The following is a 22,544-nucleotide window of genomic DNA, read 5'->3' on the forward strand; positions in this document are numbered from 1 at the left end:
ATGACGCTATATCCGGTAATGCTGCGGCTGGGCGGGAAGCGCTGCTGTGTCGTTGGCGGCGGGCGGGTAGCTGCGCGCAAGGCCGCCGGTTTGCTGGCCGCAGGAGCTATGGTCACGGTGATCGCCCCGCAGGCCACGGCGGAGCTGGAGCGGCTGGCGGAAGCCGGGCAGCTGGAGCTGCTGCGGCAGCCTTATGCGGCTGGACTGGCCGTTGTCGGCCAGGCGACGCTGCTGTTCGCGGCTACGGACGATGCCGCTGTCAATCAGGCGGTCCGCGAAGAAGGAGCGGCGCTGGGGATTTGGGTCAATGGCGCGGATGAAGCCGACCATGGCGATTTTTTGCTGCCTGCGATCTATCGGCAAGGGCGGCTGACGGTTGCCGTTTCGACCGGCGGGGCCAGTCCCGGAATGTCGCAGCATGTGCGCGATGAAATCGGCGGCTGGCTGGGCGACGGCTATGAAGCGTATCTGGAGCTGCTGCTGGAGCTGCGGCAGACGGTTCAGCAGCTGGCGGGCGACTCTAGCGAGCGGCAGGCGATGTTTCGCGGCATGCTGCGCTGGAACTTGCGGGCGCATCTGAGGGAAGCAGGCAGCCTGCCTGACCATCTGCGGACAGAGCTGTTCGAGCGGCTGCGCCGGAAGCCGACGCCGGAGGGCATAAGCGAGCTTGAGGCGTGGCTGGAGCAGTACGACTATACGGAATGATTGGAGCTGTACGTTATGCGGACGATCGTAGTAGGAACGAGACAAAGTGCGCTTGCGCTGACCCAAACCGGCCAAGTCATTGAGCATCTGCGGAAGCTGTGCGCGGAGCACGGCATTGAAGCGGAATTTGAAATTAAAAAAATCGTGACAAAAGGTGACCGGATTCTGGACGTCACCTTGTCGAAGGTTGGCGGCAAAGGGCTGTTTGTGAAGGAGATCGAGCAGGCGCTGCTGGATGGCGAAGCTGATTTCGCGGTACATAGTATGAAAGATATGCCGTTCGAGCTGCCGGAAGGACTCGTCATCGGCGCGGTGCCTGAGCGGGAGGACCCGCGTGATTGTCTGATTATGCGAAACGGCGGCAGCCTTGAGGACCTGCCTCAAGGGGCGCGGGTCGGAACAAGCAGCTTGCGCCGGTCAAGCCAGCTCCAGCATGCTCGTCCGGATCTGGCGATCGAGCCGATCCGCGGCAATATTGATTCCCGGCTGCGCAAGCTGGAGACGGAAGGCTTTGATGCGATTGTGCTGGCCGGGGCCGGTCTGCACCGGATTGGCTGGCAGGATCGCATCTCGTCGTATTTGGAGCCGGAGCATTGCTTGCCTGCCGTCGGCCAGGGGGCGTTGTGCATCGAATGCCGCAGCGATGATGCTTTTCTGCTGGAGCTGCTGGCGTTGTACCGCCATGAAGCGACGGCCATCGCTGTTGCAGCGGAGCGCAGCTTCCTCGGCAAGCTGAACGGCGGCTGCCAGGTGCCCATCGGCGCGTACGCGCAGCTTACGGGCGAGGTTGACGAGGCGGGCCGTCCGTGCCTTCGGTTGACCGGGATGGTCGGCTCGCCGGACGGGAAGGACATGCTCAAGGCTGCGTTAACCGGCTCCGACCCAGAAGCGCTCGGCTTGCAGGTGGCCGAGGCGCTGATCGGCAGAGGAGCGGCGGAGCTGCTGGAGGCGGCGCGCGAATAACGCGGGCGGCGGCTCGCAGGTCTGGCTGTAGAGAGAGATCCGCACAGGTGAGGAGAGAGAACGTTCATGAGCAAGGTAACCGTTTATTTGGTAGGAGCGGGTCCCGGCGACCCTAAGCTCATTACGCTGCGCGGGCTGGAAGCGATCCAGAGGGCTGACGTTGTCGTCTACGACCGTTTGGCTAATCGGCGGCTGCTGCGGCATATGAAGCGGGGCGCGGAGAGCATTTTTGTCGGCAAGCTGCCTGACAAGCATATGCTCAAGCAGGAGGAGATCAGTCAACTGCTTGTTGATCTGGCGCTGCAAGGCAAAATCGTCACCCGGCTGAAAGGCGGCGATCCGAGCGTATTCGGACGCGTGGGCGAGGAAGCGGAGCTGCTGGCAGACAACGGGATTCCGTTTGAAATCGTGCCGGGCATTACATCGGCTATCGCGGTTCCGGCTTATGCAGGGATTCCGGTGACGCACCGTGATTTTACGTCCTCCTTCTCGATTGTAACGGGGCATGAATATAAAAATAAAACGTATTCCAGCGTCAACTGGCCGAATATTTCGCAGGCATCCGGCACGCTCATTTTTCTGATGGGCGTCGCGAACCTGGATACGATTTGCTCCCAACTGATCGCTGGCGGCAAGCCGCCGGAAACGCCGATTGCCCTGATCCGCTGGGGAACGTGGATGGAGCAGGCGACAATTACAGGCACCTTGGCGGATATTGTCGAGAAGGTGCGGAGCGCCGAGTTCAAATCACCGGCTGTGACGATTGTCGGCGAGGTGGTCAGGCTGCGCGAGAAGCTGGCCTGGTTTGAGAAAAAGCCGCTGTTCGGCCGCCGCATTCTCGTTACGCGGGCGCGCAGCCAGGCCAGTGAGCTGGTCGGCCAGATCGAGGAGCGCGGCGGCGAGGCTGTTGAGTTCCCCGTCATCCGGACGCAGCCTTCGAGCAAGCCGGAAGCGCAGGCGAAGCGCGATCACGCGCTGGAAAATTTGGGCGACTTCGATTGGGTCATCTTTACGAGCGTAAACGGCGTGGAGGCGTTTTTCGACCGGTTGAAGGAGCTGCGCCGCGACATTCGTTCACTCGCTCAAGCTCGCCTGATTGCCGTCGGGCCGAAAACGGCTGCCGCACTGGAGCAGCGCGGGCTGCTAGTGGAGGCGATTCCCCCTGTCTTCCAGGGCGATGCGCTGCTGGAGACGCTGATTCCCCGGCTGAAGGCCGGAGAACGCGTGCTGCTGGCGACGGCGGATATCGCGCGAACGACGATGCCTGACAAGCTTGTCGAGCTGGGCATGGACGTTGTCAAAATCGACATTTACGAAAATGTGCTGGAAACCGACGGCGGCGATGAAGTCATCGGGCTGCTGCGCGAAGGCATGATTCATATCGTGACGTTCACCAGCTCTTCGACGGTGACCAACCTGCTGCAGGCGCTGGAGCGTCTGGGCGTGGAAGCGCCGCTGGAGCTGCTGAAGGGCTGCCAAATTGCCTGTATCGGACCTTTGACGGCGCAGACAGCTGAAAAGCTGGGGCTGAAGGTTGATTATGTGGCCGACGAGGCGACCGTGGATGCACTTGTGCGCAGCATTCAGGAGCCTTCCGCCGCATCAGACGGTGCATAGAACGGACTTGATCTAAAAATCCGATGAAAAGCAGCAAGGAGGAATTCAACGATGAGTTTTCCGATCAATCGCAACCGCAGGCTGCGCGCTTCGGCAGCCATGCGTAACCTGGTGCGCGAGCATGCGGTCCATGTGCATGATCTGATTTACCCGATCTTTGTTACGCATGGCACCGATGTGCAGGAGGAAATTTCCTCGATGCCGGGCGTATACCATTGGTCGCTCGACCGGCTGGAGGCCGAGATTCGCGAGGTCGTTGCGCTCGGTATTCAGGCGGTGCTGTTGTTTGGCGTGCCGCATGAGAAGGATGCGCACGGCAGCCCGGCGTACGATCCGAACGGCATCGTGCAGCAGGCGACGCGGCTGATCAAGCGCTGGGCGCCTGAGCTGCTTGTTGTGGCGGATACATGCCTGTGCCAATTTACGGATCACGGCCATTGCGGCGTTGTTCATGTAAATGAAGCAACCGGGCGGGCGGACGTTCAGAACGATCCGTCGCTGGAGCTGCTGACCCGGACCGCGGTATCGCAAGCGGAGGCCGGGGCGGATATTATCGCGCCCTCGAATATGATGGACGGCTTCGTCCATGCGATCCGGCAAGGCTTGGATGCCGCAGGGTACCACGATGTGCCGATCATGTCATATTCGGTCAAATACGCGTCGTCCTTCTACGGACCGTTCCGCGACGCCGCGCATTCGACCCCGCAATTTGGCGACCGCAAAACGTACCAGATGGACCCGGCCAATGCCCGGGAGGCGCTGCGCGAGGCGGAAAGCGACATCGCCGAGGGCGCCGATTTCCTTATGGTGAAGCCTGCGCTGGCGTACATGGATGTGTTGCGGATGCTGCGCGACCGCTACGAGCTGCCGCTGGTCGCTTATAATGTGAGCGCCGAGTATTCGATGGTCAAGGCGGCGGCGGCGCAAGGCTGGATTGATGAGCGGTCGATCGTGCTGGAAACGATGGTCGGCTTCAAGCGGGCTGGCGCTGACCTGATCATTACGTATTTTGCCAAGGACATCGTCCGCTGGCTGCGGGGGTAGCCTGAGGCAGCCGCATGAGGCACATGCAAAAACTTGTCAGTATTTGAACGTCCTGCTTCCGCTTTGGGGGTCAGGACGTTTTTTGCAAACGCGGGCGCTGTCAAACTTTTGTCGGAAAACGCCGCCGCGATACATTGTTACCTCGTTTCAAATAGGGCATAATGGTACATATAGCTTGGAAGTTTGCGGAAAAGAGGATGCGTTCATGAGTTATAATGATTTGTTTATACGTGCTTGTAAGAGTCAGCCTGTTGACGTGCTGCCGGTCTGGTACATGCGTCAGGCGGGCAGATATGACCCGGATTACCGTAAAATCAAGGAGAACTACAGCCTGCTCGAAATTTGTCAGCAGCCGGAGCTTGCGGCGGAAGTGACGATGATGCCGGTGAAAAAGCTGGGCGTTGACGCGGCGATTTTGTACTCGGACATTATGAATCCGGTTGCTTCGCTTGGCATTGACTTTGATATTGTCAAAAATATCGGCCCGGTCATCGACAATCCGATCCGGACAGCGGCGGATGTCGAACGACTCCGTCCGATTCAGGTCGAAGCCGACCTGTCCCACATTTTGCGGACGATCGAGCTGCTGGTCGGTCAGCTGGAGGTGCCGCTGATTACGTTTGCAGGCGCGCCGTTTACGATTGCCAGCTACTTGATCGAGGGCAAGCCGTCCAAAAGCTATATCCGGACGAAGGCGCTGATGTACGGCGAGCCTGCCGTCTGGTTCAAGCTGATGGACAAGCTTGGCGATATGGTGATTACGTATTTGAAGGCGCATGTCGCCTCTGGCGCAAAGGCGTTCCAGGTGTTCGACAGCTGGGTTGGCGCGTTGTCGCCTGCGGATTTCCGCGTGTTTGTGCTGCCGACGATGCGCCGTATTTTCAGCGAGCTGCGTCATCTGGACGTGCCGAACATTTATTTTCCGGGCGTCAGCTCCGGCGAGCTGCTGCCTGAGCTGCAAGGAATTCAGGCCGATGTGATCGGGCTCGACTGGCGGGTGTCGATTTCCGAGGGCAGACGTCGTCTGGGCGGCGGCTATGCCGTTCAAGGGAATCTTGATCCGTACGTGCTCACCGCGCCGATGTCGGTCATTCAGGAGCAGGCCAAGGCCATTATCGACGAAGGCATCCGTCAGCCCGGTTATGTGTTCAACCTCGGCCACGGACTGTTCCCCGAAGCTTCGCTGGAGAAGCTGAAGGAGCTGACGGATTTCGTGCATGATTATTCGCGGCAAGCGTTGAAAGCGCAAGGAACCATCCAGCAAGGGAGCGGCGTTTAACATGAGCGATTCCACGAACAGCCGGACGGAGCGCCGGACAATCGGCGTGCTGGTCATGTCTTACGGGACGCCGGAGAGCATTGAGCAGGTCGAGGCTTATTACACGCATATTCGCCGGGGCAATCCTCCGTCAGCGGAGCAGCTGAAGGATTTGACTGATCGCTATGAAGCGATTGTCGGCGGCGTATTCCCGCTGCGCGAAAATACGAATCTGCAGGTTCAGGCGCTGGAAGCGAAGCTGAATGAGGCGCATCCGGATGTAACGTTTGTCTGTTACCAAGGCTTGAAGCATGCGGCGCCGTTTATCGAGGACGGGGTGGCACAGATGGCGGCTGACGGTATTACCGAGGCGGTTGGCGTCGTGCTGGCGCCGCATTATTCCGTGATGAGCGTCGGCGGGTATATCAAGCGTGCCCAGGAGAAAGCGGACGAGCTTGGCTTGCGGATGAGCTTCGTGCGCAGCTACCAGCTGCATCCGAAGCTGATCGAAGCGCTCACGCTGCGTGTCGAGGAGGCGCTGGCTCGTTTCGAGGGCGTCGCGAAGGACGACGTGCTCGTGATGTTTACGGCGCATAGTCTGCCGGAGAAAATTTTGGAGCTGAAGGACCCGTATCCCGAGCAACTGCTCGAAACGTCGCGCGCGATTGCGGCGAAGGCCGGCATCACGACCTGGCAGTTCGGCTGGCAGAGCGCGGGGCAGACCGGCGTTCCTTGGCTTGGGCCGGATCTGCTGGACGTGCTGCGCGCCGTGAAGCAGGAGCAACGGGCAAACCATGTGCTCGTATGTCCGGTGGGCTTTGTCTCGGATCATCTGGAGGTGCTGTATGACCTCGATATCGAAGCGCAAGCGACGGCCAAGGAGCTTGGCCTTCATCTGGAGCGTACGCGTTCGTTGAACACAGACCCGCTCTACATGGAAACCTTGAGCGATGTTGTGGCTGCGCAGGCGTTCGCCGAAAAGGAATGACGAAAATGGAAGCAACGCCCAGGCGCATCGCCGTCATCGGAGGCGGCATTACCGGGCTTAGCGCGGCCTATTATATGAAAAAACAGCTGGAAGCGGACGGCGTTCCTTTTCAGCTTACCGTTTATGAGAAAAGCGAAACGTTCGGCGGCAAAATCAAGACGCTGCGCCGCGACGGCTTTGTGATCGAGCAGGGGCCGGACTCGTTTCTGGCCCGCAAGCCTGCAATGGTGGAGCTGGCCCGCGAGCTTGGGCTGGAGGGTTGTCTGACCGGCACCAATCCGCATGCAAAGAAAACGTATATTTTGTCCGGCGGCAAGCTGCACCGGATGCCTCCGGGGCTGATGCTTGGCATCCCGACGCGGCTCGGACCATTTATGCGGACCGGCCTGCTGTCGCCCAAAGCGAAGGCCCGCGCTGCGCTTGATCTGCTGCTGCCAAAGCGGACCAGCACGGAGGACGAATCGCTGGGCTCGTTTCTGGAGCGGCGATTGGGGCGCGAGGTGCTGACGCAAATTGCCGAGCCGCTGCTTGCGGGCATTTATGCCGGTGATACGTACGCGCTTAGCTTGCAGGGGACGTTTCCGCAGTTTCACAGCATCGAGCAGAAGCACCGCAGTCTTATTCTCGGCATGATGCGAAACCGCAAGGAAGGCGGTCAGGAAAGCCGGACATTGCCGGAGGTTGCGAAAAACACGACGTTCCTGACGTTCAAGGACGGACTGGAAACGATTATTCACGGCTTGCTGGATGCACTGGATAATGTGCGGTTTGTGAAGGGCTGCGGGATCACGTCGCTGAATCGTGCCGGGGACGGCTACCGGCTGATCCGCGAGGACGGGGAGCAGGATGTAGTGGACGGCGTCATCGTGACGCTGCCTGCTTATGCGACGGCTGGACTGCTTGCAGAAGCGGCTCCAGGCCCGGCGGCCGAGCTGAAGGCGGTTGAGCACGTATCGGTGGCCAATATTGTGCTGGCGTACGACGAAAGCGATCTGAAGGAGAAGCTGGACGGCTCCGGCTTCGTCGTGCCGCGCGGAGAAGGGCGGTTTATTACAGCCTGTACATGGACCTCCGTCAAATGGCTGCATACAGCGCCCGCAGGCAAAGTGCTGATCCGCTGTTACGTGGGACGCTCCGGCGATGACCGGTGGATGCACATGACGGAGGATGAGGTGATCCGCGCTGTGCGTCGCGACCTCAAGGAAACGATGGGACTATCGGCGGAGCCGCTGTTCACGGAGATGACGCCGCTGCTGCGGTCGATGCCGCAATATCCGGTCGGACACCCGCAGCGTATTCGCCGTGTTCGCGAAGGGCTTGCTTCCAGCTTGCCTGGGGTCATTGCGACAGGAGCAGCCTTCGATGGCGTCGGCTTGCCCGACTGCATCCGTCAAGGCAAAGCAGCGGCGGAGGAGCTGGCCAAGCGGCTGGCTGGCCGGGCGTGAAGGCTTCGCTGGCGGCTTAAAGGTGTGACGGCGGAAGGACGGGACAGCACAGCACATGAGGCCCCGGGAAATGGGAGCTTTCTGTACCATTGAGGCAAGCGAGCGGGTATGGAGGATTGGTTAGCTCTGCCAGACGAGTGTAAGAGCCGGAGAAGCGCTTGACTCGTCTGTTCAGCTAAGCATGGAGGGAAACGCAGGCCGCCGGTTAAGGGGCGTTCAGCTTGCTCAGGTTCAGGATCAGATCGTTTCCTTTCGTGGTCAAAATCTGTTTTTCCTGAAGATCGCGCATGACCTGCAGAAGAACCGGCTTCTGTACACTCGCCAGCTGTGAAATTTCGGTGTAGTCCAGCATCGTGCGGATGGTGACGATAAAGCCGTCGCGGGAGCCGCTTTGATTGGCGAGCTTGATCAAGCTTTTGATGACGCGTGAGCGGGCATCGAGGAAGGTCAAGTCGTACACATGCTGGTTCGTGTCGCGCAGCCGTCCGCACAGCTCTTGCATAATCAGCAGGGAAATATCAAAGTTGCTGCGCAGCAGATCCAGGAAGCTGCTGGCCGCGAGCGTAATCAAAACGCTGTTCTCCAGCGTCTGCGCCGAAGTGGAGCGGGGCTTGCCGTCAATCAGCGACAATTCACCGAAGCTGTCCCCTTCCTTGAAGACGGACAAAATTTTCTCCTCGCCGATCGGGGAGCGGGTATAAATTTTGACGGACCCTTTAAACACAATGTAGAAGACGGAGCCGGGCTCCCGTTCCTCGAACAGGACCGTTCCGCTTGCGAACGTTTTTTTCTGACAAATGGCGGCAATGCTGTTGAGCTGATGAGTATTCAGGCTGCTGAACAGGGGGACATTCATTAGAAATTCAAACATGATTTCTCCTCGCTTCTCTCTGGATCGAATAGGGGCCGCCAAGTCTGTTCTGCAGGATGTTCGGTCATTTCCGGGTTCATTATATAGCGCTTTTTGTCGGTTTTCAAGTTAATTTATGGGAAAGGTGTGGTAGGTATGAACGAACGTCGTCAGCGGTCGGAAGCCCGCTCCGCAGCAGCATTTCAGGAAGCGAAGCAAGTCATTCCGGGAGGGGTCAACAGCCCTGTCCGCGCCTTCAAATCAGTCGGTTTGACGCCGCTGTTTATGGAGCGTGGAGCCGGCTCGCGTGTTTATGATATCGACGGTAATGAATTTATCGACTACATCGGCTCCTGGGGGCCGCTTATTCTCGGGCATGCGCATCCGAACGTTGTTGAAGCGGTGAAGCGTACGGCTGAGCTGGGCACAAGCTTCGGCGCTCCGACGGAGCTGGAGACGGCGATGGCCAAGCTGGTGATCGAGCGTGTCCCGTCGATGGACCTCGTGCGCATGGTCAGCTCGGGTACGGAAGCGACGATGAGCGCGTTGCGCCTGGCACGCGGCTACACGGGACGCAACAAGATCGTGAAGTTCGAGGGCTGCTATCACGGGCATGCTGACTCGCTGCTGATCAAGGCCGGCTCAGGCGTAGCTACGCTTGGCCTGCCGGACAGTCCCGGCGTGCCGGATAGCGTCGCGGTAAATACCATTACCGTTTCTTATAATGATTTGGATGCGATTCGGACCGCCTTCGACAAATTTGGCGAGGAAATCGCCGCTGTAATCGTCGAGCCGATCGCAGGCAATATGGGCGTTGTGCCGCCGCAGCCGGGCTTTCTGGAAGGCTTGCGCGAGATCACGACGGCGTACGGCAGTCTGCTCATTTTCGATGAGGTCATGACCGGCTTCCGTGTCGGCTTGCATGGCGCGCAAGGCCGCTTCGGCATTACGCCCGATCTGACCTGTCTCGGTAAGGTCATCGGCGGCGGCTTGCCGGTCGGCGCTTACGGCGGTCGTCAGGATATTATGGAGCAAATTGCGCCGGTCGGCCCGATTTATCAGGCAGGCACGTTGTCGGGCAACCCGCTTGCGATGGCAGCCGGGTATACGACGCTGAAGCTGCTTGGCGAGCCTGGCGTGTACGAACAGCTGGAGCGCCATGGGGCCAGACTGGAGCAGGGCTTCGCCGCCAATGCGGCTGAGCGGGGTGTCCCGCTGACGATCAACCGTGTCGGCTCGATGGTATGTCCATTTTACACCGATCAGGCTGTCACGAACTATGAGCAAGCGAAGACGTCGGATTTGCAGCGCTTCAATCAAGTGTTTGCCTCGCTGCTTGACCAAGGCGTCAGCATTCCTCCGTCCCAGTTCGAGGGCTTGTTTATTTCGACCGCGCATAGCGACGAAGACATCGAAGCGACTATCGCCGCCCATCGCGAGGCGCTGCGGCTGCTGTAAGGGTCACAGGCAGCCGAGGCTTCCTTCGAATAGAACTAACTTAAATTCAAATAAAACCTTGACGGCTGTTTGGCGCTGTCAAGGTTTTTGGCTGTTGGTGGAGCGGACGGGCCCAAATAGAGGCGATTTCAATAAAACAGCGACAGCCTGAGACTTTGTTTTCACGTCTTTCGCTGTCGCTGTTTCCATTTTCAGGCTGTAAAAAAACCGCCCGGAGTCGCCGGACGGTTCATGCTAACAGGCGAACCCTGCCGCGATAAGGTATGTAATGTACCACATTCGAGCTTGCAGCGCCTCTGATTGATCGGCCCAACTGAAGCAGTCGAGGAATAGTCGTAGCCGCATGTCTTATTTGGCCGTATCTGCCTTCGCCGGGTCAGTCGTCTTCTCGGTTGAACTGGAAGGCGTGGTTCCGCCGGCTGCCGATCCTGTTGATGGCATAGCCGGTGCGGTTGTGGCCGATGGCTTCGCTGGAGCAACAGCTCCCGTGTTTTGCCCGCTGTCCGTTTTACCTGCAGGGTCTGTGGTTTTGCTGCCGCCTGCCGGAGCAGAGGAGGAACCGGAGGAAGCTCCGGCTCCTGTTGTCCCATTCCCCGTCGTGTTTCCTTTTGCAGCAGTGTCGTCGCTTCCGGTTGAGGTTCCTTTGTCGCTGCTGCCGCCTGTACCTGTTGCAGGCAACGTACCGTTCGCATCCGTCTTCGCCGGCGTTTGCGTGCTTCCGGTATCCGGCTTGCCAGCTGCCGGGCCGGTTTCTTTCCCTGAACCGGCAGCCGCGCCGCTGTTGGCGCCATTTTCGCTTGTCGTGCCTTTGCCTGTGCTGCCGCTTCCGTTGCCTGTTGTGCCTGACGCGGGAGACGTGGACGATTTATTGCCAGTCGTTTTACCGTCGGTTGCGGTACCGCCAGTTGATGTTTTACCCTGGTCCTGCTTGCCGGTCGGTTCCGTTTTAGCGCCGCTTGCTTTGGACTTGTCGGTCTCAGTGGCCGGTTTGGTTGAAGTGGAAGCGGGTGTCTGCTGCCCCTTCAGCTTCTTCTCCGCCTGCTCCCGCAGGAAGTCCGGATGGTCATACGAGCCGCCAGCGTCGATTTTCTCGATGCCGTCCCAAATTCGCGGTGCCCGGACCGAGGCCGGATTGTCGTAAACGAGAAACGCAGACGGAAGTCTCCGCTCGCCGTATCGGCTGGAAGGCTTGGTGACCAGCTCACCGTCCACGACCAGCTCGGAGGATGCGCCGCCGTCCAGATTGCCTGCGATGACGCAGCCCTCCGCAAGCAGCAAGTCTTGCATTTCCTTGAGCGTCGCGCCTACGCTATGGGTTTGGCGTCCATCCACCACGATGAAAATGACGGTGCCGTCGGCCCGCTGTCCGACGACCGTGCGGGGCGCGCGGCCCCAGCCGCCGTCGCCGCTCGTAATCAACGGCTTGCCGTTGGCGATCAGCCGGGGATAGAAGGATACGGCTTCGGTTACGCCCATATCTCTCAGCTCAAAAGCATCATATTTGCCGATAACGAGACGGCCTTCCTTGGTAAACCCTACAATATGCTGCGGAATGGAGCCATCCTGGTCGGTGAAAATGATGTCGCCTTCCGAAATAATCATGCCCAGCGCCGCAAATCCGTTGCCGAGTCCTTCAGGGTCGTTGAATGCGCCGCCGTTCAGTCCGGCTACCGCGCCTGTCCGCTCGACCATCGAGGTAATTTTTTCTCCCTCGCCGACCTTGCTCGGAGTCATGATCTTGATGGTAGTCGGATCATACACATACATCTTCTTGCCTTTGTAAAACTGCGTTGAAATATCCTCGACTTTGATCAATTCGTCGAGGGAACGATGCTTCTCAAGATTTTTACGAACCGAAACGAGTCCGAGGTTTTGTTTCTCCAGAGCGGCGATTTCAATATCGTCCTGCATCTTTTTAACCATTAAATCCCGTCGTTCGGCTCCCACGAAAATCCATGCCCAACTGCGGTGCTGCGTCGTAATGACGGTTTCGGCCATCCACTGGCGCATCTTGCCTCCAGGCGTGGTCAGGTACAAAAAGCTGGATGTGAAAAAGGTAAGCAGCGCGATGACAAACAATGTCTTCTTGATGAAACTCCACTGACGAATCGCTTGCAAACTGCCGTTCAAATGTTTTCCTCTCCTAATAGAAGGGCGTGGCCCTAGTAAGCTATGAATCCTCAACTATTCTATCATAGTTAGACTTTTTTTAACAGAAAATGATACAGTTAGATGAAGGGATTGCTGGAAGTGTAACCGCTTGAGCAGCTATGAAAAAGGATAAATTAATGGATATGAAGCAAGGAGGCGGGACATGTGCTGGAACGGTATCAATTTTACGGATTAACGCTGGAAACGCTGCTGGTGTTCGGCCTGATCGGACTGGCGCTGGCGGCAATCGCGGGTTACGGGCTTTATGAGCACCGTCGCATGATGCGGCTTAGCCGCGTTCTGAAGGAGAGGGGGACGGACCCGGTATGCTAAACGGGCAGCGCAAGGGCGAATGGCTGGAGTGGCAGCATGTTGAGGAAATCGGAAGCCGTGAGCAGGCGCAGCAGTTGGCCGCCGCGCTGATCGGCGACAAGTGGAGTCGGACTTTGCTGCATAACGGGGAGCTGCTTTGGAGCGGCAGCCAGCTGCGTATCCGGCTGTTTCCGCCCGAAAGCGGCGAGCATAGCGTACGGGATGCGGGGGCGGCGGAGCGGATTGAGCTGCTGTATGAAGACGATGTGTGCCTGGTCGCGGGCAAGCCGGCCGGGATGAAGGTACACCCGACGGAGCCGGGAGAAGGCGGTTCCTTGTCTCAGGCGGTCAGCCTGCTGCTGGAGCGGGAAGGAAGGCCGTGCCGCCCCCGCCATATTCACCGGCTGGATGAGGATACGACCGGCCCGGTGTTGTTTGCCAAGTATGCGTGGGCGCAAAGCCGACTGGACGTCTGGATGAGCGAAAAGCGGATCGACCGCACGTATATTGCGTTTGTACAGGGGCGGGTAGCGCGGCCCAAGGGGCGGCTGGACGGCAGCATCGGACGCGATCGGCATCATCCGACCCGGCGGCGCGTATCGCCCTCGGGCGACCGCGCGGTGACGCGGTATGAGCGGCTGCAAGTATTCAAGGGAGCGACGCTGGTACGGCTAAAGCTGGAGACCGGCCGCACCCATCAGATTCGGGTTCATCTTAGTCATTTGGGTCATCCGCTGCTTGGCGATTCGTTGTACGGCGGGCCGGAGGACGCGATCAAGCGTCAGGCGCTGCACGGAGAAAGGCTGACATTTCCGCATCCGCTGACCGGTGAGCAGGTGACGGTGGAAGCTCCATGGCCTGACGATTTGCTGGCGCTGCGGGCGCGGTTGTCAAAATAGCAGTCATGCTCCTCCCTGAAGTGCCATATACATAGGATAGGACAACGGCGCTCTAGCAGCTTTCTTTTCTATGATTCATGATTGGACGACGAAAGGGAGGACATGACCTTGACAACCCCATCAAATGGATTGCGATTCGATATTTACGAACGGGTTCACGTCAGTGATGAAGTGCTTGGCATCAGACAGCTGGAGGGAATCGAGCTGGTTCCGCATATTCAGGTGCTCACACAAGGGGAACAAGCTGTGCTGCGGGGCAACTTGTTGCTGACCGGGAGCTATGTGGATGAGCAGCAGCGCGAGGGCCAGCGGCTGGAGCATCTGATCCCTGTAGAGATTACATTGCCGATGAACCGTGTAACCCGCGTGGAGGAAATTTCGGTTGAAATCGAAAACTTCGACGTCGATCTGCTTTCGCCTCGCAGCCTGAACATTACCGGCGTGCTTTCGCTGAATGGTCTGGAAATGTCCAGCTTTGTCGATGAGCAGGAAAGCGCCTGGCGCGAGCCGCAGGAAGAGGTTGTATTTGTACACGAAGCTGCGGATTTGCGCCAGGACGCGTACATTGCGGAAGCGCAGAGCAGGCGGCGCGAGGATTCGCAGCTTGGGCAGCGTGAGGAAACGCAGGGGCAGGCGGCTTTTCAGGTGCCGGAGGCGGACCCGGCGAACGAATATGGCAACCGCCACGAGGAGTCGCAGCCGCAGCCGATCGCTGCGGAAGAGACGACGCCGGAGCCGGAGCAAGTCGCGCCTGCTCCGCCTGCGGCGGCTGCACCCGCAGAGAACGCGGCTAATGACTGGCAGCCGCAGCATGAGCCTGAGCCGAACGCTGCCCCGGAGGATGACAAGAAGGAGCTGAAGGTCGGCTTCGGCAGCAAAAAGTCTAAAGGCGCGAAGGAAGAGTCTCCGGCAGCCACGGCGCCTGCCGCTCCGAGCAAAAGCAGCGCGTTCGGGCTGGCTTCCCTGATTAACTACAGCGCGTCCAAGTCCGAGGCGCGAGCCGCCGAGGAAGCCGCACAGGCTCAGGCTGCGGCCGAGGCCGCACAAATCAAGAAGGGCGAGTGGCGTAATCTGCTGCTGGCACGACGCGGCGAACAGCAGGAATTTAAGAAGGTCCGACTTGTCATCGTACAGAAGGAGGACACGCTGGAGACGATCGCCAAGAAATATGAGCTGAATCCGCGTGAAATTATTTTGTACAACCGGCTGGGCGACAGTGAACTGGCTGCCGGCCAGATTGTATATATTCCGCGTTGAACGTGCTGAATAAGGTCAACGCGGTGACGTCTCGGGGGATGCGATGCGTTTGCCGCATATCCCGCGAGCGCAGGCTTTAACCCGGACGGCCTGATTGTGGCTGCTCCGGTTTTTTTTGGCGTTGGGCGAGGGGAGGTCGGCCGCAGCGGTTGCGCTTGCTCAGCAATTGGGATAAACTACCTGTAGCTATTACAGGTGCGAACCCCAAGCGCCCATGAAATTCCCGGGAGATTCGCACCTCAGGCGCAGCAAGGGTTTTGGGCGATTTCGGGCAAAATTAGCTACTGAAAAGAGACCAATTTTGACGATTCGCACTTTTGGGCCTGAGAAGCCTTGCTGGGCAAGGCTTCTCAGGGGGTGCTGTCGCTCCTCGCAGGGGAGCGTGGATTGAAACAACGTCGAAATGCCGCTGATCGAGAATAACATCTGGTCGCTCCTCGCAGGGGAGCGTGGATTGAAATGTCGATTGCGAGGTCGAGACGGGTAAACCTGCCACCGTCGCTCTCCGTAGGGGAGCGTGGATAGAAATAACCAAGACTCCAAATCCGGAGAACCAGGAATAAAGTCGCTCCTCGTAGGGGAGCGTGGATTGAAATCTTGATCTCGGCCTGTTTTATTGCGAGTGGACAAAATCAATTTTACGCTCTTTTACGGTGAAGCGCTTGAAGCAAAATGTTACGGTTACATGGAATTGAATCGGGATGGCAATATGATCGCGCTCTACAATAGGTATGGTGAGGAAATAGACATGTATGGTAGACATGAATTTGTTGTTAAAGTACTGACGCTTGGCAAATTTGATAACGAAGACCGCGACAATTTTTATTCCTTGTTAGAAAGTGATGGTGTGATAATCTGCACGACAGGCTGACGATTCGGTGCCAAGGCGCTACGAAAAGTCGGCCTTTTTAATTTATTTGCCTTGTTGAGTTAAGCGGCACGTTATCATAATCCCCAAAGCTCATCCTGTCAAGAGATAATGTGCAATTGAGCGACATAGCGGGGGATTCCCCCTGATGGTTTCGAAATATGAATGGATTTCCGAGTATGAAGAGCCATTTCGCTTTTTCCAATTCAGCCAGCTTCTTGTAAAATGTTCTCAGGCCGACTGGGCAATATGGGATATACAAACAACAGAACGAAAAGAACATTCGGGGGGGAGAAGATGAACGAGCAGGTTCACGATGCAAGTGGATTTAAGAGAGGGGCGATGTTAGCCGCTCTACTCATCGGTGCATTTGTTGCATTTCTTAACGAAAATTTACTTACCAATGCATTTCCTGGATTGATGCGGGAATTCAACGTTGCTGCTTCGACCATACAATGGTTATCGACGGGTTATATGCTCGTGATCGGCGTACTGGTGCCGGTGACCGCATTGCTGCAGCAATGGTTCACGACTCGCCAGATGTTTATGTCTGCGATGGCGTTATTTTTAGCCGGTACCTGCTTGTGTGCAGTATCCCCTGGATTCGAAATCTTGCTGATGGGCAGGGTTTTTCAGGCTTGCGGGACAGGATTATTGATCCCGTTGATGATGAATACGATTCTTGCCCTCTATCCTCCAGAACGCAGGGGGGCTGCCATGGGTCTCATGGGGCTTGTCATCATGGTCGCCCCTGTCATCGGGCCAGCTTTGTCGGGGTTGGTTATCGATACCTTAGACTGGCGATGGCTGTTCTACATGGTGATTCCTGTCGCATTGTTTTCGATTATTTATGCATTCATTTACTTAAAGAATGTTACAGAAATAACCAAGCCAAGGGTCGATCTTTTGTCCATTGTTATGTCAACCGTCGGGTTTGGTTGTGTTACCTACGGTTTCAGCCAGACTGGTGTCTCGGCTGGTCCCGGGAGCTACAGTTTGATTGCCATAGGCAGCCTTTTCTTGCTCTTGCTTGTATGGAGGCAGTTCAAGATCAAAGAGCCTTTGATTGATCTTTCAGTATTCCGGCATCCCACTTTTTCTTTGGTTGCGGTATTGATAGTAGTCCTGATGATGGTTCTATTCGCCACCACGACATTGCTGCCGATCTATATGCAGGATGTGATGCAGTTGACAGCATTCGCGACAGGTTTACTTCTGATGCCAGGCTGCATTTTAAACGCAATGATGATGCCGGTGACGGGAAAATTATTCGATAAATTCGGGCCGAGATTCGTCATAGTGCCCGGATTGCTCTTGATCGCCATATCGTTATGGCAATTTGCCGGCATCGACAGTGATACTACGAAAGGTTCCGTTCTATTCAATCATGTCCTCTTATTCTTAGGCATATCGTTCGTCGTCATGCCGGCTCAGACAACAGGATTGAATCAACTTCCGCGTCATCTGGTCCCCCATGGCACAGCCATATACAATACGCTCCAACAGATTGCTGGGGGAATTGGCATCGCATTGTTCATCGGCATCATGTCATCCGGAGCCGATCGTTATCTTCACCATTCGCTCGATCCCACTGCAATGCATGAGAAAACACAAAGCATGGTTGCCGGTCTACAAACGGTTTTTTGGATTGAATTTATTCTCGCAATACTTGTTTTGGTGCTGGCTTGGTCTATAAATGGTCGTCTTTGTGTCGATTCTTCTCAAAAGAAAGACCCCAAAAACCTGTTGCCTTAGGGGTCTCAAAACACTTATTCCAAAGCATTCCCTCACCATACCCACAACAAAATTTTTCGCCCTACTTGTGATAGGGTTAACGGGTCTATCGGCGAAAAATCCGCCTAAGTGTGCCGCGCGAAGTACCGTCAGGGTTAATAGATGTTTTTAGAAAATTACAAAATTCTTTGCTGCTTTTCCAAGTCCATTGTTTAGTTAGCCCCCGTTTTCATTTGACAAATCATTGAAATGCAAACACCCCTATTCCAATAAGAAATAGGGAAGCTACTACTTTGCGGGGGGAGGCCGGATGGAACCCCCTCCACTTCGATACAGCAGTACCGATTCGAATGCGGGGATAACTTGAACAGATTTACAGGGAAGCATAGATCAAAAAAGGTCAACAGCACCGCACCGCCCACGCTTATATTGACTCTCACTCCGGGATTGTTTATCATAGAACGCATAAGATGATGCAATAACGTGGAAAGGGAGTAGTAGGCAGCGAACCCTTCAGAGAGTAGAACCGGCTGGAAGCTGAGAGGTTCTGCAGGACGTACCTGTTGAAGTCGCCCCGGAGTTGCCGGATTGAAAGCGCAGCGCTTAGATTCGGCCGGTCACAGCCGTTATCTGTCCAAGAGCCGCATGCACGCAGGTTGACGGGATATGCCCGTTGTTCGTGCTACCTTGTATGCGGAATAAAGGTGGTACCACGGAAGCGTAAGCCTTCGTCCTTTGCGGCGACAGGCTTTTTTTCGTGCAAGTTTTTGGAGGAACAGCGTGGGATGCGGGATAAAGAGTTTTCAGCGAAGCTGAACGATTCACTAGTCGCAAGAAAAGCTGCCGCCCAAACACGTATGTCTCTTTATCGAAAGTGCTTCGATCCGAAGCTTTTCTAATTTTGCCAAAGGAGTGATACAGGATGGAAGAGAACAAACAAACGGCGCCGGAAACGTCCATGCCGACAACGTACGACCCGAAGGAAAGTGAGAAAAAATGGTATGACTTCTGGCTGGAGGGTCAATACTTTCAAGCAGGACAACGGTCGGACGCCGAGCCGTACAGCATCGTGATTCCGCCGCCAAATGTAACGGGCATGCTGCATATCGGCCATGCGCTGGATAGCACGCTGCAGGACATCATGACTCGCTTCAAGCGGATGCAAGGGTATGACGCGCTTTGGCTGCCGGGCACGGACCATGCCGGAATTGCGACCCAGACCCGCGTCGAGCAGAAGCTGCGCGAGGAAGGGCTGACCCGCTACGATCTCGGCCGCGAGAAGTTTCTGGAGAAGGTATGGGAGTGGAAGGACCACTACGCCGAGACGATTCGCGCACAATGGGCCAAGATGGGCTTGTCGCTGGATTATTCCCGCGAGCGGTTCACGCTGGATGAAGGCTTGTCCAAGGCGGTTCGCGAGGTGTTCGTGCGCCGGTATAACGAAGGCTTGATTTATCGCGGCAAACGGATCATTAACTGGGACCCGGCTGCCCGCACGGCGTTGTCGGATATCGAGGTCGAATATAAGGAAGTACAGGGCGCATTGTACCATCTGCAATACCCGGTGAAGGATAGCGACGAGCACATTGTGGTGGCGACGACGCGTCCGGAGACGATGCTCGGAGATACGGCGGTAGCTGTCCATCCGGAGGATGAGCGCTACAAGCATCTGATTGGCAAAACGCTGGTGCTGCCGATCATCGGCCGCGAAATTCCGATCGTGGGCGACGAGTATGTCGAGAAGGAGTTCGGCAGCGGCGCGGTCAAAATTACGCCGGCGCACGATCCGAATGACTTCGAGGTGGGCAGTCGTCATCATTTGCCGCAGGTGCTGGTCATGGACGAATCCGGCAAAATGAACGACCAGGCCGGGCCGTACGAGGGACTCGACCGGTTCGAGTGCCGCAAGCAAATTGTGGCCGATCTCAAGGAGCAGGGCGTGCTGCTCAAAGTCGAGGAGCATGTGCATCAGGTGGGCCACAGTGAGCGCAGCGGAGCTGTCGTAGAGCCGTATTTGTCCACGCAATGGTTCGTAAGCATGAAGCCGCTCGCTCAGCGCGCGGTGGACGTGCAGAAGGCGGGCGAGGGCGTCAACTTTGTGCCGGACCGCTTCGAGAAATCGTATATGCACTGGATGGAAAACATCCGTGACTGGTGTATTTCCCGCCAGCTGTGGTGGGGACATCGTATTCCGGCCTGGTATTGCGACGATTGCGGCGAGCTGACGGTGTCTGTCCACGATGTGACAACGTGCTCGCATTGCTCGGGCGCACAGCTGCGTCAGGACAATGACGTGCTGGATACGTGGTTCAGCTCGGCGCTGTGGCCGTTCACGACGATGGGCTGGCCGGAGGAAAGCGACGATCTGGCGCGTTATTTCCCGAACAGCCTGCTGGTGACCGGGTATGATATCATCGGCTTCTGGGTGTCGCGGATGATTTTCAGCTCGCTGGAATTGACAGGCCAAGTGCCGTTCAAGGATCTGCTGATTCATGGCTTGGTGCGTGACGCCGAAGGGCGCAAAATGTCCAAATCGCTCGGCAACGGCGTCGATCCATTCGAGGTTATCGAGAAATACGGCGCTGACGCGATGCGGTTTATGCTGTCCACCGGCTCGACGCCGGGGCAGGATTTACGGTTCCGTTGGGAGAAGGTCGAGCAGGCGCGTAACTTCGCCAATAAAATCTGGAATGCGTCGCGGTTTGCGCTGATGAATCTGCAAGGCTTCCGCTACGAGGATATCGACCTGAGCGGCAAGCTGGGCACGGCTGACCGCTGGATTTTGCACCGCTTGAACGAAACGATCCGCGATGTGACCCGTCTGATGGATGTGTACGAATTCGGTGAAACCGGACGGCTTCTGTACAATTTCATCTGGGACGATCTGTGCGACTGGTATATCGAGTTCAGCAAGCTGTCGTTGTACGGCAACGACGAGACAGCCAAGAAAACGACGCAATCGGTGCTGGCCTACGTGCTGGATCGCACCCAGCGGCTGCTGCATCCGTTTATGCCGTTTATTAGTGAAGAAATTTGGCAGCATCTCCCGCATGAGGGCGAGACGATCATGCTCGCGGCATGGCCAACGTATGATACGGCGTTTGAAGCGCAGGCAGCGGTACGCGAGATGGAGCTGCTGATGGAAATTATCCGGACGGTCCGCAACATCCGAGCCGAGGTCAACGTGCCGATGAGCAAAAAAATCGAGCTGCAGGTGAAGCCGACCGACGCCGAGGCTCTTGACATTTTACAGCGCAATGAGGAGTATGTGCGGCGCTTCAGCAACACGTCCAGCCTGGTGATCGACGCGGCGCTCGCTGCGCCGGACAAGGCGATGACCGGAATCGTAACCGGAGCGGAGCTGTTCCTGCCGCTGGCGGGATTAATCGACATTGCCCAGGAAATAACGCGCCTGGAGAAGGAACTGAAGACGCTGCATGGCGAAGTGGAGCGCATCGAGAAAAAGCTGTCGAACGAAGGCTTCGTTGCGAAAGCTCCGGCCAAAGTCATCGACGAGGAAAAGGCGAAGCTGGCGGATTACGCCGACAAGCGCGATAAAGTAACGGCGCGCATCGCCGAGCTGAAAGGGTGAGCCTGGGATGACCATTGAAGAAGCGGCAGGCGGCGCAGCGGCGGAGGCGCCGTTCCGCACCGCGCGCGAGGCTGTCGATTGGATTGTGCGGTTTATCCCGCTGACCGGCATCAGGCTTGGCCTGGAACGGATGGCGAAGCTGATGGAGCTGCTGGACAATCCGCATCGGCGCTTGAAGTTTATCCATGTGGCCGGGACAAACGGCAAAGGCTCGGTGTGCGCGTATTTGACCGAAGCGATCCGCTCGGCCGGCTATGAGGTGGGGACGTTCACCTCGCCGTACATCGAATCGTACAATGAACGAATCCGCCTGAACGGGCAAAATATAAGCGATGAAGACCTGCTGCACACGATCAACAAGATCAAGCCGCTTGTCGATCAGGTGACGCCGGAGTTTGGCCCGCCGTCGATGTTTGAGATTTCAACGGTCGTAGCGATTGAATATTTCGCCCGCACCGCGTACCCCGACTTTGTCGTCTGGGAAACGGGCATGGGCGGACGGCTCGATTCAACGAATATCGTGACGCCGCTGGTGTCGGTCATTACAAATATCGGGCATGATCATATGGACTTTCTCGGTGACTCGCTTGCGTCGATCGCAGGCGAGAAGGCCGGGATTATCAAGGCAGGCGTGCCGGTGATTAGCGCGGTTGAGCAGCCGGAGGCGCTGGAGGTCATTGCTGCGACAGCTGCCGCCAGGCAGAGCAAGCTGTATTTGCTGGGCCGCGATTACAAGACCGAGCTGGTATCGCGCGCCGAGCATGCGCAGACGTTTCACTTCGAAGGGCTGTTCCGGCGTATTCCCGATGTAGGCATTTCCATGAACGGGGCGCATCAGGTGAAAAATGCAGCTGTTGCGCTGATGACGCTGGAGGTGCTGCGGCAGTATTATGCGCTGATCGTGGACGAAGAGGACTTGTACCGGGCGATGCAGGCCACGCAATGGCCGGGCCGGCTGGAGCTGATCTCGACCGAGCCGCGTCTGCTGATTGACGGCGCGCATAATGCCGAGGGCGCCGAGACGCTGGCGGCGGCGCTGACGGACACGTTCAAGCCGTCCAGGCTGCATTTTATGATGGGGATGCTGGCAAACAAGAATCATACGGGCTATTTCCGGCATATACTTCCAATAGTGGATACGCTCATCCTGACCGAGCCGGTCTGGCATAAGAAGGCAGCTGCGGCCGATTTGGCGGAGCTTGCTCAGGGGATGCTGCGAGAGCTTGGACGGGAAAATGTGGAGATTGTGATTGAGCCGGACTGGAAGCAGGCGCTGGATCGCTTGATGCGCTTGACGGGACAGGATGACCTGGCCGTCGTGTCCGGTACGTTATATTTAATTGGGGATGTGCGGTCCTGGATCAAGCATCAATCCGATTCTGACAAAGGCTGGTGAAACGGGC

The 22,544-nt window shown here is 57.1% G+C and carries 17 protein-coding genes and 1 other annotated feature; of the genes, 15 read left to right on the top strand and 2 right to left on the bottom strand.

Annotated elements, in window-relative coordinates:
• From AC6ROY_RS13230 to hemG, 7 genes are all read left to right on the top strand, one after another.
• The gene (locus tag AC6ROY_RS13230; protein WP_500100978.1) at positions 1-705 is read left to right on the top strand and encodes a precorrin-2 dehydrogenase/sirohydrochlorin ferrochelatase family protein; all 705 of its coding nucleotides are present in this window, start codon (positions 1-3) and stop codon (positions 703-705) included.
• Positions 706-720: 15 nt separating this feature from the next.
• Entirely contained in the window at positions 721-1,668 is a 948-nt protein-coding gene (gene hemC, locus AC6ROY_RS13235; protein WP_500100980.1) for a hydroxymethylbilane synthase, read from the top strand.
• 66 nt (positions 1,669-1,734) lie between these two features.
• Positions 1,735-3,285 carry a uroporphyrinogen-III C-methyltransferase gene (gene cobA, locus AC6ROY_RS13240; RefSeq protein ID WP_500100981.1) on the top strand — a complete coding sequence of 517 codons (1,551 nt, stop codon included), beginning with the start codon at positions 1,735-1,737 and terminating at the stop codon, positions 3,283-3,285.
• A gap of 51 nt (positions 3,286-3,336) precedes the next feature.
• The gene (gene hemB / locus AC6ROY_RS13245; protein WP_500100982.1) at positions 3,337-4,329 is read left to right on the top strand and encodes a porphobilinogen synthase; all 993 of its coding nucleotides are present in this window, start codon (positions 3,337-3,339) and stop codon (positions 4,327-4,329) included.
• 205 nt (positions 4,330-4,534) lie between these two features.
• Positions 4,535-5,608, top strand: coding sequence for a uroporphyrinogen decarboxylase (gene hemE, locus AC6ROY_RS13250; RefSeq protein ID WP_500100983.1), 1,074 nt, complete (start codon positions 4,535-4,537; stop codon positions 5,606-5,608).
• Between the two features lies 1 nt (position 5,609).
• Positions 5,610-6,575: a ferrochelatase gene (gene hemH, locus AC6ROY_RS13255; protein ID WP_500100985.1), complete on the top strand. Its 966-nt coding sequence runs from the start codon at positions 5,610-5,612 to the stop codon at positions 6,573-6,575.
• The gene (gene hemG / locus AC6ROY_RS13260) at positions 6,572-8,020 is read left to right on the top strand and encodes a protoporphyrinogen oxidase (protein WP_500100986.1); all 1,449 of its coding nucleotides are present in this window, start codon (positions 6,572-6,574) and stop codon (positions 8,018-8,020) included. The genes hemH and hemG overlap by 4 nt, the downstream gene beginning before the upstream one ends.
• 205 nt (positions 8,021-8,225) lie before the next feature.
• On the opposite strand, the gene AC6ROY_RS13265 is transcribed toward hemG, so the two are convergent.
• Positions 8,226-8,891 carry a Crp/Fnr family transcriptional regulator gene (locus tag AC6ROY_RS13265; protein ID WP_500100988.1) on the bottom strand — a complete coding sequence of 222 codons (666 nt, stop codon included), beginning with the start codon at positions 8,889-8,891 and terminating at the stop codon, positions 8,226-8,228.
• A gap of 135 nt (positions 8,892-9,026) precedes the next feature.
• On the opposite strand from AC6ROY_RS13265, the gene hemL reads away from it, so the two are divergent.
• Positions 9,027-10,328, top strand: coding sequence for a glutamate-1-semialdehyde 2,1-aminomutase (hemL, locus tag AC6ROY_RS13270; RefSeq protein ID WP_500100990.1), 1,302 nt, complete (start codon positions 9,027-9,029; stop codon positions 10,326-10,328).
• 348 nt (positions 10,329-10,676) lie between these two features.
• Here hemL and AC6ROY_RS13275 read toward each other — a convergent pair whose 3' ends face one another.
• The gene (locus tag AC6ROY_RS13275) at positions 10,677-12,458 is read right to left on the bottom strand and encodes a phosphodiester glycosidase family protein (protein ID WP_500100991.1); all 1,782 of its coding nucleotides are present in this window, start codon (positions 12,456-12,458) and stop codon (positions 10,677-10,679) included.
• Positions 12,459-12,644: 186 nt separating this feature from the next.
• Between AC6ROY_RS13275 and AC6ROY_RS13280 the strand changes: the two genes are divergently transcribed.
• The 7 genes from AC6ROY_RS13280 to AC6ROY_RS13310 all read left to right on the top strand — a co-directional run bounded on the left by AC6ROY_RS13280 (position 12,645) and on the right by AC6ROY_RS13310 (position 22,537).
• Positions 12,645-12,812, top strand: a complete 168-nt coding sequence (locus tag AC6ROY_RS13280; RefSeq protein ID WP_500100992.1) for a hypothetical protein — start codon at positions 12,645-12,647, stop codon at positions 12,810-12,812.
• Positions 12,806-13,690 (top strand): RluA family pseudouridine synthase, encoded by an 885-nt coding sequence (locus AC6ROY_RS13285; protein WP_500100993.1) that lies wholly within the window; start codon positions 12,806-12,808, stop codon positions 13,688-13,690. Before AC6ROY_RS13280 ends, AC6ROY_RS13285 begins: the two co-directional genes overlap by 7 nt.
• 108 nt (positions 13,691-13,798) lie before the next feature.
• Positions 13,799-14,947: a LysM peptidoglycan-binding domain-containing protein gene (locus tag AC6ROY_RS13290; protein WP_500100994.1), complete on the top strand. Its 1,149-nt coding sequence runs from the start codon at positions 13,799-13,801 to the stop codon at positions 14,945-14,947.
• A 616-nt stretch (positions 14,948-15,563) separates the two neighbouring features.
• Positions 15,564-15,818 carry a hypothetical protein gene (locus AC6ROY_RS13295; protein ID WP_500100995.1) on the top strand — a complete coding sequence of 85 codons (255 nt, stop codon included), beginning with the start codon at positions 15,564-15,566 and terminating at the stop codon, positions 15,816-15,818.
• Positions 15,819-16,112: 294 nt separating this feature from the next.
• The gene (locus tag AC6ROY_RS13300; RefSeq protein ID WP_500100996.1) at positions 16,113-17,570 is read left to right on the top strand and encodes an MDR family MFS transporter; all 1,458 of its coding nucleotides are present in this window, start codon (positions 16,113-16,115) and stop codon (positions 17,568-17,570) included.
• A 454-nt stretch (positions 17,571-18,024) separates the two neighbouring features.
• Positions 18,025-18,288, top strand: a binding site (T-box leader).
• Between the two features lie 183 nt (positions 18,289-18,471).
• Positions 18,472-21,141: a valine--tRNA ligase gene (locus AC6ROY_RS13305; RefSeq protein ID WP_500100997.1), complete on the top strand. Its 2,670-nt coding sequence runs from the start codon at positions 18,472-18,474 to the stop codon at positions 21,139-21,141.
• A 7-nt stretch (positions 21,142-21,148) separates the two neighbouring features.
• Positions 21,149-22,537, top strand: a complete 1,389-nt coding sequence (locus AC6ROY_RS13310) for a bifunctional folylpolyglutamate synthase/dihydrofolate synthase (RefSeq protein ID WP_500100998.1) — start codon at positions 21,149-21,151, stop codon at positions 22,535-22,537.
• Positions 22,538-22,544 lie beyond the last annotated feature (7 nt).

The organism is Paenibacillus sp. sg306046, assembly GCF_059821225.1.